Raw genomic sequence first — 12682 nt, forward strand, 5'->3', positions numbered from 1 at the left:
GTGAAGGCGGCCGCAGGGTTCCGGCGCTCTGGCGCTGAGGGCCCCCAACAAAAGGAAGAGATCGATGAAAAAGACCAAATTTGCACACTCGCTGATGGCTGTCGTATTGGGTTCTGTTTTGGTGAGCGGCAGTGCGCTGGCCGAAGACAGTCTGCTCAACAAGGCGTCTAACGCCGCGGATAGTGCCGGTGCCAAAATCGATAGCTCCATGAAAAAAGTTGACGGTTACATGGATGACAGCGCGATAACGGCTAAAGTTAAAAGTGCGTTGGTGGACGATAAAACCATCAAAAGCACTGACATTTCGGTGAAAACCGAAAAAGGCACCGTGATCCTGAGCGGGTTTGTCGGCAGCCAGGCGCAGGCGGAGCATGCGGTTGCGGTTGCCGGTAAGGTGGAAGGCGTCAAAACCGTCAGCGACAAGCTGCACGTGAAAGATGAAGCCAACCAGTCGATCAAATCGTATGCCGGCGACACCGCCACCACCAGCGAGCTGAAAGCCAAGCTGCTGGCCGATGACATCGTGCCGTCGCGCAATGTGAAAGTGGAAACCACCGATGGCGTGGTGCAGCTTTCCGGTGAGGTGAAAACGCAGGCGCAGTCTGAGCGTGCCGAAAGCATCGCCAAGGCTATCGACGGCGTGAAAAGCGTGAAAAACGACCTGGTGGTCAAGCCGTAATCCCGCCAGGCGCCCGTAACAAGTAACAACAAGCCGCATCTGTCGGGCCGTGAAGGCGGCCCGACGTGTACCACCAAAAAAAGAAACTGATTTGCCGTCGATGTCCCGTTGTCGGGGCGGTAGACGGCAGCGAATTTTTTCACAATGGTAAGGAGAAGCTTATGTTTCGTTGGGGCATTATCTTTTTAGTCATCGCGCTTATCGCTGCGGCACTGGGGTTCGGTTCGCTGGCGGGCACCGCCGCCTGGGCCGCCAAAGTCGTGTTCGTTGTCGGCATCATCCTGTTCCTGGTCAGCCTGTTCACCGGCCGTCGGCGTCCTTAGCCGGCCGGCATTTTCCTGCAAACTGTAACAAAGCTTAATTCCTTTTCTCACCTCGGGGAGGGCCGGCCATGAACAGCGACATCATCGTCGGGCGCTGGAAACAGCTGAAAGGTCAGGTATGGCAGGCGTGGGCCGAATGGTCCGGCAGCGATGGTGCCTGGTTGGCCGGCAGCAATGATTTCCTCGTCGGCGTGCTGCAAGAGGATTACGGAAGAGAGCGAGACGCGGTATCCTCGGAGAAAACGTCTCACTGAGGATGCCAAGTTGGGATACAGAATACCCATCACGCTCGGCAATATAGAACCGCTGGCGTCTAAACCTTTTCGACCAGGAAAAATGGCGTTGGTCTGCGAAGGCGGCGGCCAGCGCGGCATTTTCACCGCCGGCGTGCTGGACGAGTTCCAGCGCGCGGGCTTTAACCCTTTCGATCTGCTGATCGGCACATCGGCCGGCGCTCAGAATCTGTCTGCCTACATCTGTGGGCAGATGGGCTACGCGCGCCGGGTGATCACCCGTTACACCACCTCGGCCCAGTTCTTCAATCCGCTGCGTTTCGTGCGCGGCGGGCATCTGATCGATCTCGATTGGCTGGTTGATACGGCGGCGGCGCAGATGCCGCTGGCGATGGACGTGGCGGAACAGCATTTTATCGACGGGCGCGAATTCCTGCTGTGCGCCTGCCGCAGCGACGATTTCGAACCGGCCTATCTGCCGGCGCAGCGCGAACGCTGGCTGCCGGCCATCAAGGCGTCCAGCGCCATTCCCGGCTTTTACCGTCAGGGCGTGGAGTTGGACGGCGTCAGCTATCAGGACGGCGGCATCAGCGATGCGATCCCGGTTGAAGAGGCCTACCGCCGCGGCGCCGACACCATCGTGGTGATCCGCACCGTGCCTTCGCAAATGTACTACACCCCGCAGTGGATGAAGCGCATGGAGCACTGGCTGAGCGACAGCAGCCTGCAGCAGATGGTGCGCATCCTGCAGCATCATGAGCAAAGCTATCACCGCATCCAGCGCTTTATTGAGAAACCGCCGGGCAAGCTGCGCATCTTCGAGATCTTCCCGCCTAAGCCGCTGGCCAGCAATGCGCTGGGCAGCCGACTGGGGGCGCTCAATCAGGATTATCACCTGGGGCGCCGCTGCGGCCGCTACTTCCTGGCCACCGTCGGCCAGTGGATGGCGCAGCAGGAACCGGACGGTATCAAGGTGCAAAAATCGTTGTCGCGCCGCCTTATCCAGCCGGAGAACGTCAGAATGCCTTCGCCGATCGTGACCGACATCGCCATGTCGCCCGATCTCACGGCGCAGCCGGAGGCTGCGGTGGCGGCGCCGAAAATCATCCTGCCGGGCGATCTGCCGCCGGGTGAAGGGGGCGCGCTGTGAGCTACGCCTTTACCGACACCCACTGCCATTTCGATTTCCCGCCCTTTACCGGACATGAGGCCGAGAGCCTGACGCGGGCGGCAAGCGCCGGCGTGCAGCGCATCATCGTCCCGACGGTCACCGCCGATCGCTTCGCGCGGGTGCTGCGCCTGGCGCAGGATCACGCGCCGCTGTTTGCCGCGCTGGGGCTGCACCCGCTTTATATCGCGCAGCATCATGAGCCGCAGCTGGAACAGCTGGCGGCGCTGTTGGCCGAACGGCCGCGCAAGCTGGTGGCGGTGGGGGAGATCGGGCTCGATCTGTATATGGACAACCCGCAGTTCGAGCGGCAGCAAAGCGTGCTGCTGGCCCAACTGAAGCTGGCGAAACAGCATGAGCTGCCGGTGATCCTGCATTCGCGCCGCACCCACGACCAGCTGGCCGCCGCGCTGCGGCGCATGCAGCTGCCGCGTCGCGGCGTGGTGCACGGCTTTGCCGGCAGCCTGTCGCAGGCGCAGGCGTTTATCCGCCTCGGCTATTACATCGGCGTGGGCGGCACCATCACCTATGAGCGGGCGCAGAAAACGCGCGGCGTGATGGCGCAGCTGCCGCTTGAAGCGCTGCTGCTGGAGACGGATGCGCCGGACATGCCGCTGGCCGGCTATCAGGGGCAGCCGAATCGCCCCGAGCGTGCCGCCGAGGTGTTTCACACGCTGTGCGAGCTGCGGCCGGAACCGGCCGACGAGATCGCCGCCCATCTGCAACGCAATACCCAGTCACTGTTTGCCATGCCGGATTGACGAGCTTATAACGTGACTTGCGTCACGTTATAAGATTTTCATTTGCGTCTCGTTGTATACATTTGTGACATAAATCGGTGCGAGGGTGACCTCGCTCAGTATAATCCCCCCGAAACTCTCCAATAGCAGACCTCTCTTCATGAGCAGGGATGTATTTTATTTTTTGCAACAGGGAAACTTTGCATGCAACTCATCATGAGTCTGGTCGGTATGGCGGTGCTGATCGCCATTGCGGTGCTGCTCTCCAGCAACCGTCGGGCCATCAAATTGCGCACCGTGGTGTGGGCGTTCATCATTCAGGTCGGCATCGGCGCGCTGGTGCTGTACGTGCCGCTGGGCCGCAGCATCCTCGGCAGTATGTCTAACGGCGTGGCAAACGTTATCGCCTACGGCAATCAGGGCATTTCGTTCATCTTCGGCGGGCTGGTGTCCGACAAGATGTTCGAGGTGTTCGGCGGCGGCGGCTTCGTGTTCGCGCTGCGCGTCCTGCCGGTGATCGTGTTCTTCTCCTCGCTGATTGCGGTGCTGTACTACCTCGGCATCATGCAGTTGGTGATCCGCGTGTTGGGCGGCGGCCTGCACAAGTTGCTGGGCACCTCGCGCACCGAATCGCTGTCGGCGACCGCCAACATTTTCGTCGGCCAGACCGAAGCGCCGCTGGTGGTACGCCCCTATATCGCCACCATGAGCCAGTCAGAACTGTTCGCCGTGATGTGCGGCGGCCTGGCCTCGGTAGCCGGTTCGGTGTTGGCGGGGTACGCGCAGATGGGCGTGCCGCTGGAATATCTGATCGCCGCGTCCTTCATGGCCGCGCCGGGCGGGCTGCTGTTCGCCAAGCTGATGGTGCCGGAAACTGAGCAGACCCACGATAAAGACGATGCGATGAAGCTGATCGCTGAAGAAGATCGTCCGGCCAACGTGATCGACGCGGCGGCTTCCGGCGCGGCTTCCGGCATGCAGCTGGCGCTGAACGTCGGTGCGATGCTGCTGGCGTTTATCGCGCTGATCGCCTTGCTTAACGGCATTCTCGGCGGTATCGGCGGCTGGTTCGATTACCCGCAGCTGTCGCTCGAGCTGATCCTCGGCTGGGTGTTCTCGCCGATCGCCTTCCTGATCGGCGTGCCGTGGAGTGAAGCGATGACCGCCGGTTCGTTTATCGGCCAGAAGATCATCGTCAACGAATTCGTCGCCTATATGAACTTCGGCGCCTATCTGCGCCCGGACGACGTGGTGGCGGCGGAAGGCCTGCAGGTGCTGTCGGCTCACACCAAGGCGATCATCTCCTTTGCGCTGTGCGGCTTCGCCAACCTCTCCTCGGTGGCGATCTTGCTGGGTGGTCTGGGCAGCATGGCGCCCAACCGTCGCCACGACATCGCGCGCTTCGGTCTGAAGGCCGTGGCGGCGGGCACGCTGTCCAACCTGATGAGTGCCACCATCGCCGGCTTCTTCCTGGCGCTGTAAGCCATCACGGAGCCCGCGACGGCGCGACCGATCGCGGGACTCCGCCTATACTCTAAGCAACGCGGGTGCTTGCCGCATCCGCGATCTTCAGCCGCTTCTTTAGCGAATTTGTGAACGATATCGCGTTATTTTGTGATGCTCTTCACATATAATTCCGGTCTGTTACAGTGCTATTTCATATAGTGTGACGATGAACGCGAATCGCCTCCGGCATTCGTGTTCAAATAGCTATTACTGGCCGGCCGCAAGGCGGGTGGCCATGTGCGGTGAGAAGGATCTCAGTTGCCGCCGCGGGAACGCCGTTCCCCAGCGCTATCTTCATGGAACCAAGTCCGCTCGCCAACACCCAGGTACTCAGTTGGAGAGTTTTATGACCGAATTAACCGCAGCAGCGCAACGTGCGCTGAACTTGATGGATTTAACCACGCTGAATGATGATGACACCGACGAGAAAGTGATCGCGCTCTGTCGTCAGGCCAACAGCCCGGCCGGCCACACGGCGGCCATCTGCATTTACCCGCGTTTTATCCCGGTGGCGCGTAAGGCGCTGCGCGAGCAAGGCACGCCGGACATCCGCATCGCCACCGTGACCAACTTCCCGCATGGCAATGACGATATCGACATCGCGCTGGCGGAAACTCGCGCGGCGATCGCCTATGGCGCGGATGAAGTGGACGTGGTGTTCCCATACCGTGCGCTGATCGCCGGCAACGAACAGGTCGGCTTCGAGCTGGTGAAACAGTGCAAGCAGGCTTGCCAGGCGGCCAACGTGCTGTTGAAAGTGATCATCGAAACCGGTGAGCTGAAACAGGCCGATTTGATCCGCAAGGCGTCCGAGATCGCCATCAAGGCCGGGGCTGACTTTATCAAGACCTCCACCGGCAAGGTGCCGGTCAACGCCACCCTGGAGAGCGCCGAGCTGATGATGTCGGTGATCCGCGATCTGGGCGTGGCGAAGACGGTGGGCTTCAAGCCGGCCGGCGGCGTGCGCACCGCGGAAGACGCGCTGCATTATCTGCAACTTGCCGATCGTATTCTGGGCGAGGGGTGGGCCGATGCGCGGCATTTCCGCTTTGGCGCTTCCAGCCTGCTGGCCAGCTTGCTGACCACGCTGGGCCACCAGACTCAGACCGCCGGCGGCGGCTACTGATCGATTTCGTTGGCGGGCGCCAGGCGCGCCCGTCTGCACCGACTCTCAGCGACACAGGGGGATGCCTTGTTCCTGGCTCAAGAAATTATTCGTAAGAAACGCGACGGCCAGCCGTTAAGCGAAGCGGAAATCCGCTTTTTCATCAACGGTATTCGCGACAATGTGGTGTCGGAAGGGCAGATCGCCGCGCTGGCGATGACCATTTATTTCCATGGCATGAGCATGCCGGAGCGCGTGGCGCTCACCATGGCGATGCGCGATTCCGGCACCGTGCTGGACTGGAAGAGTTTGGCGCTGAACGGCCCGATCGTCGACAAGCATTCGACCGGCGGCGTGGGCGACGTGACCTCGCTGATGCTCGGCCCGATGGTGGCGGCCTGCGGCGGCTATGTGCCGATGATCTCCGGCCGCGGCCTGGGTCATACCGGCGGCACGCTGGACAAACTGGAAGCCATTCCGGGCTTCAATATTTTCCCGGACGATAACGCCTTCCGTAAAATCATTCAGGACGTCGGCGTGGCGATCATCGGCCAGACCAGCTCGCTGGCGCCGGCGGACAAACGTTTTTACGCCACCCGCGACATCACCGCTACAGTGGATTCTATCCCGCTGATCACTGCCTCCATTCTGGCCAAGAAACTGGCGGAAGGGCTGGATGCGCTGGTGATGGACGTGAAGGTCGGTTCCGGCGCCTTTATGCCGACCTATGCCCTGTCGCAAGATTTGGCGCAGGCGATCGTCGGCGTGGCCAACGGCGCGGGCTGCAAGACCACCGCGCTGCTGACCGACATGAACCAGGTGCTGGCCTCCAGCGCCGGCAATGCGGTGGAAGTGCGCGAAGCGGTGCGTTTCCTGACCGGTGAATACCGCAACCCGCGCCTGCTGGAAGTGACGCTGGCGCTGTGCGTGGAGATGCTGCTGTCCGGCGGCCTGGCGAATGACGAGGCCGATGCGCGTGCCAAACTGCAGGCGGTGCTGGACAACGGCAAGGCGGCGGAAGTGTTTGGCCGCATGGTGGCGGCGCAGCAAGGGCCGATAGACTTCGTCGAACGTTATGATAGCTATCTGCCGGCGGCAACGCTGAGCAAGCCGGTGTATGCTGAAAATCCGGGCATCATCAGCGCCATGGATACCCGCGCGCTGGGCATGGCGGTGGTTTCGCTGGGCGGCGGCCGCCGCCGGGCGAGCGACGCCATCGATTACAGCGTCGGTCTGACCGAGGTGGCGCGCCTGGGTGATAAGGTGGATGCCCAGCAGCCGCTGGCGATGATCCACGCCAACGATGAAGAGAGCTGGCAGCAGGCGGCCGATGCGGTGCGTAGCGCAATGACGCTGAGTGACAAGGCGCCGGAAGCGACGCCGGTAGTGTATAAGCGCGTCACGGAATAACCCAAGAATCAGGAACGGCCGCGGCTTTTTCGCGGCCGTCCAAAGCGTGAGAACACGCAGGAGAGCACAGATGAAACGCACATTTATTATGGTATTGGACTCCTTCGGCATCGGCGCCAGCGAAGACGCCGATCGTTTTGGCGACCGGGGTTCCGACACTCTGGGCCACATCGCCGAGGTTTGCGCGCGCGGTGAAGCCAACGTGGGCCGCCAGGGTCCGCTGACGCTGCCTAACCTGAGCCGCCTGGGGCTCGGCAAAGCGGCGGAAGAGTCCACCGGCAATTTCCCGCAGGGGCTGGATCGCAATGCCGACATCATCGGCGCTTACGCATACGCCAGCGAGCTCTCTTCCGGTAAAGACACGCCGTCGGGCCACTGGGAAATCGCCGGCGTGCCGGTACTGTTCGACTGGGGCTATTTCAAGGACGAGCACAACAGCTTCCCGCAGGCGCTGCTGGATAAGCTGGTGGAGCGCGCCAACCTGCCGGGCTACCTGGGCAACTGTCACTCATCCGGCACCGTGATCCTCGATCAGCTGGGTGAAGAGCACATGAAAACCGGCAAGCCGATTTTCTACACCTCCGCCGACTCGGTGTTCCAGATCGCCTGCCATGAAGAAACCTTCGGCCTGGATCGCCTGTACGAGCTGTGCGAAATCGCGCGTGAAGAGCTAACCGAAGGCGGTTACAACATCGGCCGCGTGATCGCGCGTCCGTTCGTCGGCGACAAGCCGGGCCACTTCCAGCGCACCGGCAACCGCCACGATCTGGCGGTAGAGCCGCCGGCGCCGACCGTGCTGAAAAAGCTGGTGGACGAGAAGGGCGGTGAAGTGGTGTCGATCGGTAAAATCGCCGACATCTATGCCAACGTCGGCATCACCAAGAAGGTGAAAGCGACCGGCATCGACGCGCTGTTCGACGCGACCCTGATTGAAATGGAAAAGGCCGGCGACAACACCATCGTGTTCACCAACTTCGTGGACTTCGACTCCTCTTACGGCCACCGCCGCGACGTGGCGGGCTACGCCGCCGCGCTGGAGCTGTTCGACCGCCGCCTGCCGGAGCTGCTGAAGCTGGTGAAAGACGAAGACATCATCATCTTCACCGCCGACCACGGCTGCGACCCGACCTGGCCGGGCACCGACCACACCCGTGAGCACATCCCGGTGCTGGTCTACGGCCCGAAAGTGAAACCGGGCTCGCTGGGCCACCGTGAGACCTTCGCCGACATCGGCCAGACCGTCGCCAATTATTTTGGCCTGTCGCCGATGGATTACGGTAAAACCCTGTTTTAATTCGTGAGTTTAAGGCGGTGGCGCAGTTGGCCGCCGCCTGACATACCACGGCTTATACGTTTAACGCTATTTAATACGATTTAAAGGAAGAGAATTATGGCTACGCCGCACATTAATGCTGAGATGGGTGATTTCGCTGACGTAGTACTGATGCCGGGCGATCCGCTGCGCGCAAAATACATCGCCGAAACCTTCCTGGAAGGCGCGGTGGAAGTGAACAACGTGCGCGGCATGTTGGGCTTCACCGGCACCTACAAAGGCCGCCGCATCTCCGTAATGGGCCACGGCATGGGCATCCCGTCCTGCTCCATCTATGCGCGCGAGCTGATCGCCGAATTCGGCGTGAAGAAGATCATTCGCGTGGGTTCCTGCGGCGCGGTGCGTGACGATATCAAACTGCGCGACGTGGTGATCGGCATGGGCGCGTGCACCGACTCCAAGGTTAACCGTCTGCGCTTCAAGGACAACGACTACGCGGCGATCGCCGACTTCGACATGGTGCGCAACGCGGTCGATGCGGCGGCGGCGCAGGGCATCCCGGCGCGCGTGGGCAACATCTTCTCCGCCGATCTGTTCTACACCCCGGATCCGGACATGTTCCAGGTGATGAAGAAGTACGGCATCCTGGGCGTGGAAATGGAAGCGGCCGGCATCTACGGCGTGGCGGCGGAGCTGTACGAAGAGTTCGGCTGCAAGGCGCTGACCATCTGCACCGTGTCCGACCACATCCTGCGTCACGAAGCGACCACGGCGGCGGAACGCCAGACCACCTTTAACGAAATGATCGTTATCGCGCTGGAATCCGTGCTGCTGGGCGACAAAGCGTAATACCGCGGCGGGCGTCGCCATGGCGCCCGCCCGTCAATCTATTCACTCCGCATGGCCGTTTTTGGCTAACGCTCTACCTTTCAATTGGATGTGGATCCCGTTGTTACGGACAATCTATTCACCGAAAGGACAAGAAAACGGCACGGACGCATTCAACGCCTGGCCTGAGTTACTCCTTCTTCGGCGCTTCCTGCTTTGTCTCCGGCGCATCCTCTTCGTCGTCTTCCACCGTATTGCCTTCTTCCAGTGGCGTGTTGGCGGTCAACAGGTAGGGCGACTGCTGCCAGCGGCTGCGGCGGTGCTGCAGCAGGGTGCGCGCCAGAATGATGCCGATCGCCAGCGCCAGCAGGATCATCAGGCGCAGCAGGTTGGTGGTGTTGTCCACCTGTTTGGATTCGGTCGCCAGCACGTGGGTGTCGAGGGTGATGCGGATAAAGCCGATCGGGCCGTCTTTGCCCTGAATGGATTCGACCAATTGGTGGTTGAAGTAGCTGCCGGCGCGTTTGCCGTCGAGCGACAGGCGATCGCGTATACTTATCTGCTCCCCGGCGTGGGAGACCAGCGTGCCGTCCAACTGATACACGCTGACGTCGAGAATGCGGCTGTGATCGGTGAGCTGCTTGAGGATGGCGTCGATGCGCGGGTTGTTGCCGTCGTCGTCCAGCAGCGGCGCCAGGCTGTAGGCGACCTGTTTGGTCAGCGTCTGCGCCAGCTCTTCCACCTGCTCGGATCGCGCCATTTGGTGACTCAGGCTAAAATAAGAGGCGCCCTGCATCAGCAGCACCAGCAAAGCCAGGCAAATCAGGATAATAGCGGTGCGGTGCAGGCGAAATTTCAGTTTAGCGCGAGCCATGCAGGTTCCTTGGGCATCGGGGACACTTTATGTTGCCAGAACCGCTGGCGATAGGATAGCTTGATGCGTCGTTTTATCATGCAGCGTTTTTGTCCATTCAGGAGTCAATGATGTCAAACAGTCTGACCTATTGCGATCTTCCGGCGGAGATCTCTCAATGGCCGGGTCTTCCCCTTTCGCTCAGCGGCGACGAAGTGATGCCGCTGGACTATCGGGCGGGCAATACCGGGTGGCTGTTATACGGCAGGAAGCTGGACAAGGCGCGCATTACCCAATTCCAACGCAAGCTGGGCGCGGCGATGGTGATCGTCACCGCCTGGGGCGTGGACGACTATCAGGTGGTGCGCCTGGCGGGCACCTTGACGCCGCGCGCCAAGCTGTTGGCGGCGGAGAGCGGGCTGGACGTGGCGCCGCTCGGCAAGATCCCGCACCTGCGCACGCCGGGGCTGCTGGTGATGGACATGGATTCGACGGCGATCGAGATCGAATGCATCGACGAGATCGCCAAATTGGCGGGCGTCGGCGAGCAGGTGGCGGAAGTCACCGAACGCGCGATGCGCGGCGAGCTGGACTTTACCGCCAGCCTGCGCCAGCGCGTCGGCACGCTGAAAGGGGCCGATGCCAACATCCTCAAGCAGGTGCGCGACGAGCTGCCGTTGATGCCGGGGCTGACCAGCCTGGTGGGCAAGCTGCAGGCGATGGGCTGGCATGTGGCGATCGCCTCCGGCGGCTTCACCTACTACGCCGAATACCTGCGCAACCGGCTGCGGCTGGTGGCGGCGGCGGCCAATGAGCTGGAGATCCGCGACGGCAAGCTGACCGGCGAAGTGCTGGGGCCGGTGGTGGACGCGCAGTTCAAAGCCGACACGCTGCTGCGGCTGGCGGAGAAGCTGGAGATCCCGCTGGCGCAAACCGTGGCCATCGGCGACGGCGCCAACGATTTGAAAATGATGCAGGCGGCGGGGCTGGGCATCGCCTACCACGCCAAGCCGAAAGTGTATGAAAAAGCGCAGGTATCGATCCGGCATGCGGATCTGATGGGCGTGCTGTGTATTCTCACCGGCAGCCTGAAACACGAAGTGCGATAACGAAAGATTGAGGTAAGACGTGGCAAAAGCGGCAAAACGGGCATTTGTGTGCAATGAGTGCGGGGCGGACTATCCGCGTTGGCAGGGGCAGTGCAGCGCCTGTCATGCCTGGAACACCATCACGGAAGTGCGTTTGGCCGCGTCGCCCGCAGCGGCGCGCAACGATCGCCTCAGCGGCTATGCCGGCGACGCCGGCGTCAGCAAGGTGCAGAAGCTGTCGGAAATCAGCCTGGAGGCGCTGCCGCGCTTCACCACCGGCTTTCTCGAGTTCGACCGCGTGCTGGGCGGCGGCGTGGTGCCCGGCAGTGCGATTCTGATCGGCGGCAACCCCGGCGCCGGCAAGAGCACCCTGTTGCTGCAGGTGTTGTGCAAGCTGTCTGAACAGATGAAAACCCTGTACGTCACCGGTGAGGAGTCGCTGCAGCAGGTGGCGATGCGCGCTCACCGTCTGGGGCTGCCGACCGGCGGCCTGAACATGCTGTCGGAAACCAGCATCGAGCAGATCTGTCTGATCGCTGAGCAGGAACAGCCGAAGCTGATGGTGATCGACTCGATTCAGGTGATGCACATGGCGGACATTCAGTCTTCGCCGGGCAGCGTGGCGCAGGTGCGGGAAACCGCCGCCTACCTGACGCGCTTCGCCAAGACGCGCGGCGTGGCGATCGTGATGGTCGGCCACGTCACCAAAGACGGCTCGCTGGCCGGGCCAAAAGTGCTGGAACACTGTATCGACTGTTCGGTGCTGCTGGACGGCGACGCCGATTCCCGCTTCCGTACCCTGCGCAGCCACAAGAACCGCTTCGGCGCGGTCAACGAGCTGGGGGTGTTCGCCATGACCGAACAGGGGCTGCGCGAAGTCAGCAACCCGTCGGCGATCTTCCTCAGCCGCGGCGATGAAGTCACCTCCGGCAGCTCGGTGATGGTGGTGTGGGAAGGCACCAGGCCGCTGCTGGTGGAGATCCAGGCGCTGGTGGATCACTCGATGATGTCCAACCCGCGCCGCGTGGCGGTGGGCCTGGAGCAGAACCGGTTGGCGATCCTGCTGGCGGTGCTGCACCGGCACGGCGGGCTGCAGATGTCGGATCAGGACGTGTTCGTCAACGTGGTCGGCGGGGTGAAAGTCAGTGAGACCAGCGCCGATCTGGCGTTGCTGATGTCGCTGGTCTCGAGCCTGCGCGATCGGCCTCTGCCGAACGATCTGGTGGTGTTCGGCGAAGTGGGGCTGGCGGGGGAAATTCGCCCGGTGCCGAGCGGCCAGGAGCGGATCGCCGAAGCGGCCAAGCACGGCTTCAAGCGCGCCATCGTGCCGCACGGCAATATGCCGAAGAAGCCGCCGGCCAACATGCAGGTGTTCGGGGTCAAGAAGCTGGCGGACGCGCTGGACGTGCTGGAAGAGTTTTATTAATGTCGCCGACGGCGAGCAAGATATGCTATTTTGTTTAGCATACTAAACGG

The 12682-nt window shown here is 61.8% G+C and carries 13 protein-coding genes; 12 read left to right on the forward strand and 1 reads right to left on the reverse strand.

Features of this window, described 5'->3' with window-relative positions; translation table 11 throughout:
* The first annotated feature begins 64 nt into the window (after positions 1–64).
* The 10 genes from osmY (at position 65) to deoD (ending at position 9286) form a co-directional block, all read left to right on the forward strand.
* Entirely contained in the window at positions 65–679 is a 615-nt protein-coding gene (gene osmY / locus GT753_RS14860; RefSeq protein ID WP_160125729.1) for a molecular chaperone OsmY, read from the forward strand.
* A 161-nt stretch (positions 680–840) separates the two neighbouring features.
* Positions 841–1002: a DUF1328 domain-containing protein gene (locus tag GT753_RS14865; protein ID WP_004933089.1), complete on the forward strand. Its 162-nt coding sequence runs from the start codon at positions 841–843 to the stop codon at positions 1000–1002.
* 68 nt (positions 1003–1070) lie between these two features.
* A complete protein-coding gene (locus GT753_RS14870) occupies positions 1071–1256 on the forward strand; it encodes a hypothetical protein (protein ID WP_004933086.1) in 186 nt (61 codons plus the stop codon).
* Between the two features lie 10 nt (positions 1257–1266).
* On the forward strand, positions 1267–2385 hold the full coding sequence (locus GT753_RS14875) for a patatin family protein (RefSeq protein ID WP_031300414.1): 1119 nt from the start codon (positions 1267–1269) through the stop codon (positions 2383–2385).
* Positions 2382–3164 carry a TatD family hydrolase gene (locus tag GT753_RS14880; RefSeq protein ID WP_076740925.1) on the forward strand — a complete coding sequence of 261 codons (783 nt, stop codon included), beginning with the start codon at positions 2382–2384 and terminating at the stop codon, positions 3162–3164. The genes GT753_RS14875 and GT753_RS14880 overlap by 4 nt, the downstream gene beginning before the upstream one ends.
* A gap of 183 nt (positions 3165–3347) precedes the next feature.
* Positions 3348–4625, forward strand: coding sequence for a NupC/NupG family nucleoside CNT transporter (locus GT753_RS14885; protein WP_019454990.1), 1278 nt, complete (start codon positions 3348–3350; stop codon positions 4623–4625).
* Between the two features lie 370 nt (positions 4626–4995).
* On the forward strand, positions 4996–5775 hold the full coding sequence (gene deoC / locus GT753_RS14890) for a deoxyribose-phosphate aldolase (protein ID WP_021505383.1): 780 nt from the start codon (positions 4996–4998) through the stop codon (positions 5773–5775).
* A 66-nt stretch (positions 5776–5841) separates the two neighbouring features.
* Complete coding sequence (deoA, locus tag GT753_RS14895; RefSeq protein WP_076740926.1) at positions 5842–7164, forward strand: thymidine phosphorylase; 1323 nt, start codon at positions 5842–5844, stop codon at positions 7162–7164.
* A gap of 70 nt (positions 7165–7234) precedes the next feature.
* Positions 7235–8458, forward strand: a complete 1224-nt coding sequence (gene deoB, locus GT753_RS14900; RefSeq protein WP_015376593.1) for a phosphopentomutase — start codon at positions 7235–7237, stop codon at positions 8456–8458.
* A 96-nt stretch (positions 8459–8554) separates the two neighbouring features.
* Positions 8555–9286: a purine-nucleoside phosphorylase gene (deoD, locus tag GT753_RS14905; protein ID WP_004933059.1), complete on the forward strand. Its 732-nt coding sequence runs from the start codon at positions 8555–8557 to the stop codon at positions 9284–9286.
* 169 nt (positions 9287–9455) lie between these two features.
* Here the strand turns inward: deoD and GT753_RS14910 are convergent, their stop codons facing one another.
* Positions 9456–10139 (reverse strand): YtjB family periplasmic protein, encoded by a 684-nt coding sequence (locus tag GT753_RS14910; RefSeq protein ID WP_004933054.1) that lies wholly within the window; start codon positions 10137–10139, stop codon positions 9456–9458.
* 110 nt (positions 10140–10249) lie between these two features.
* Between GT753_RS14910 and serB the strand changes: the two genes are divergently transcribed.
* Together serB and radA are read left to right on the forward strand one after the other, a co-directional pair.
* Complete coding sequence (gene serB / locus GT753_RS14915) at positions 10250–11227, forward strand: phosphoserine phosphatase (RefSeq protein WP_004933052.1); 978 nt, start codon at positions 10250–10252, stop codon at positions 11225–11227.
* A 19-nt stretch (positions 11228–11246) separates the two neighbouring features.
* Positions 11247–12632, forward strand: a complete 1386-nt coding sequence (gene radA / locus GT753_RS14920) for a DNA repair protein RadA (protein ID WP_015376595.1) — start codon at positions 11247–11249, stop codon at positions 12630–12632.
* Positions 12633–12682: the final 50 nt, after the last annotated feature.

Source organism: Serratia sp. Z4 (assembly GCF_009900725.1).
In the GTDB taxonomy this organism is placed as follows: Bacteria; Pseudomonadota; Gammaproteobacteria; order Enterobacterales; family Enterobacteriaceae; genus Serratia; species Serratia nematodiphila.

What these genes read in the sequence shown, in the direction of transcription:
- osmY (WP_160125729.1), top strand. Translation starts at nt 65, where the DNA reads ATGAAAAAGACCAAATTTGCACACTCGCTGATGGCTGTCGTATTGGGT.
- GT753_RS14865 (WP_004933089.1), top strand. Translation starts at nt 841, where the DNA reads ATGTTTCGTTGGGGCATTATCTTTTTAGTCATCGCGCTTATCGCTGCG.
- GT753_RS14870 (WP_004933086.1), top strand. Translation starts at nt 1,071, where the DNA reads ATGAACAGCGACATCATCGTCGGGCGCTGGAAACAGCTGAAAGGTCAG.
- GT753_RS14885 (WP_019454990.1), top strand. Translation starts at nt 3,348, where the DNA reads ATGCAACTCATCATGAGTCTGGTCGGTATGGCGGTGCTGATCGCCATT.
- deoC (WP_021505383.1), top strand. Translation starts at nt 4,996, where the DNA reads ATGACCGAATTAACCGCAGCAGCGCAACGTGCGCTGAACTTGATGGAT.
- deoB (WP_015376593.1), top strand. Translation starts at nt 7,235, where the DNA reads ATGAAACGCACATTTATTATGGTATTGGACTCCTTCGGCATCGGCGCC.
- deoD (WP_004933059.1), top strand. Translation starts at nt 8,555, where the DNA reads ATGGCTACGCCGCACATTAATGCTGAGATGGGTGATTTCGCTGACGTA.
- GT753_RS14910 (WP_004933054.1), bottom strand. Translation starts at nt 10,139, where the DNA reads ATGGCTCGCGCTAAACTGAAATTTCGCCTGCACCGCACCGCTATTATC.
- serB (WP_004933052.1), top strand. Translation starts at nt 10,250, where the DNA reads ATGTCAAACAGTCTGACCTATTGCGATCTTCCGGCGGAGATCTCTCAA.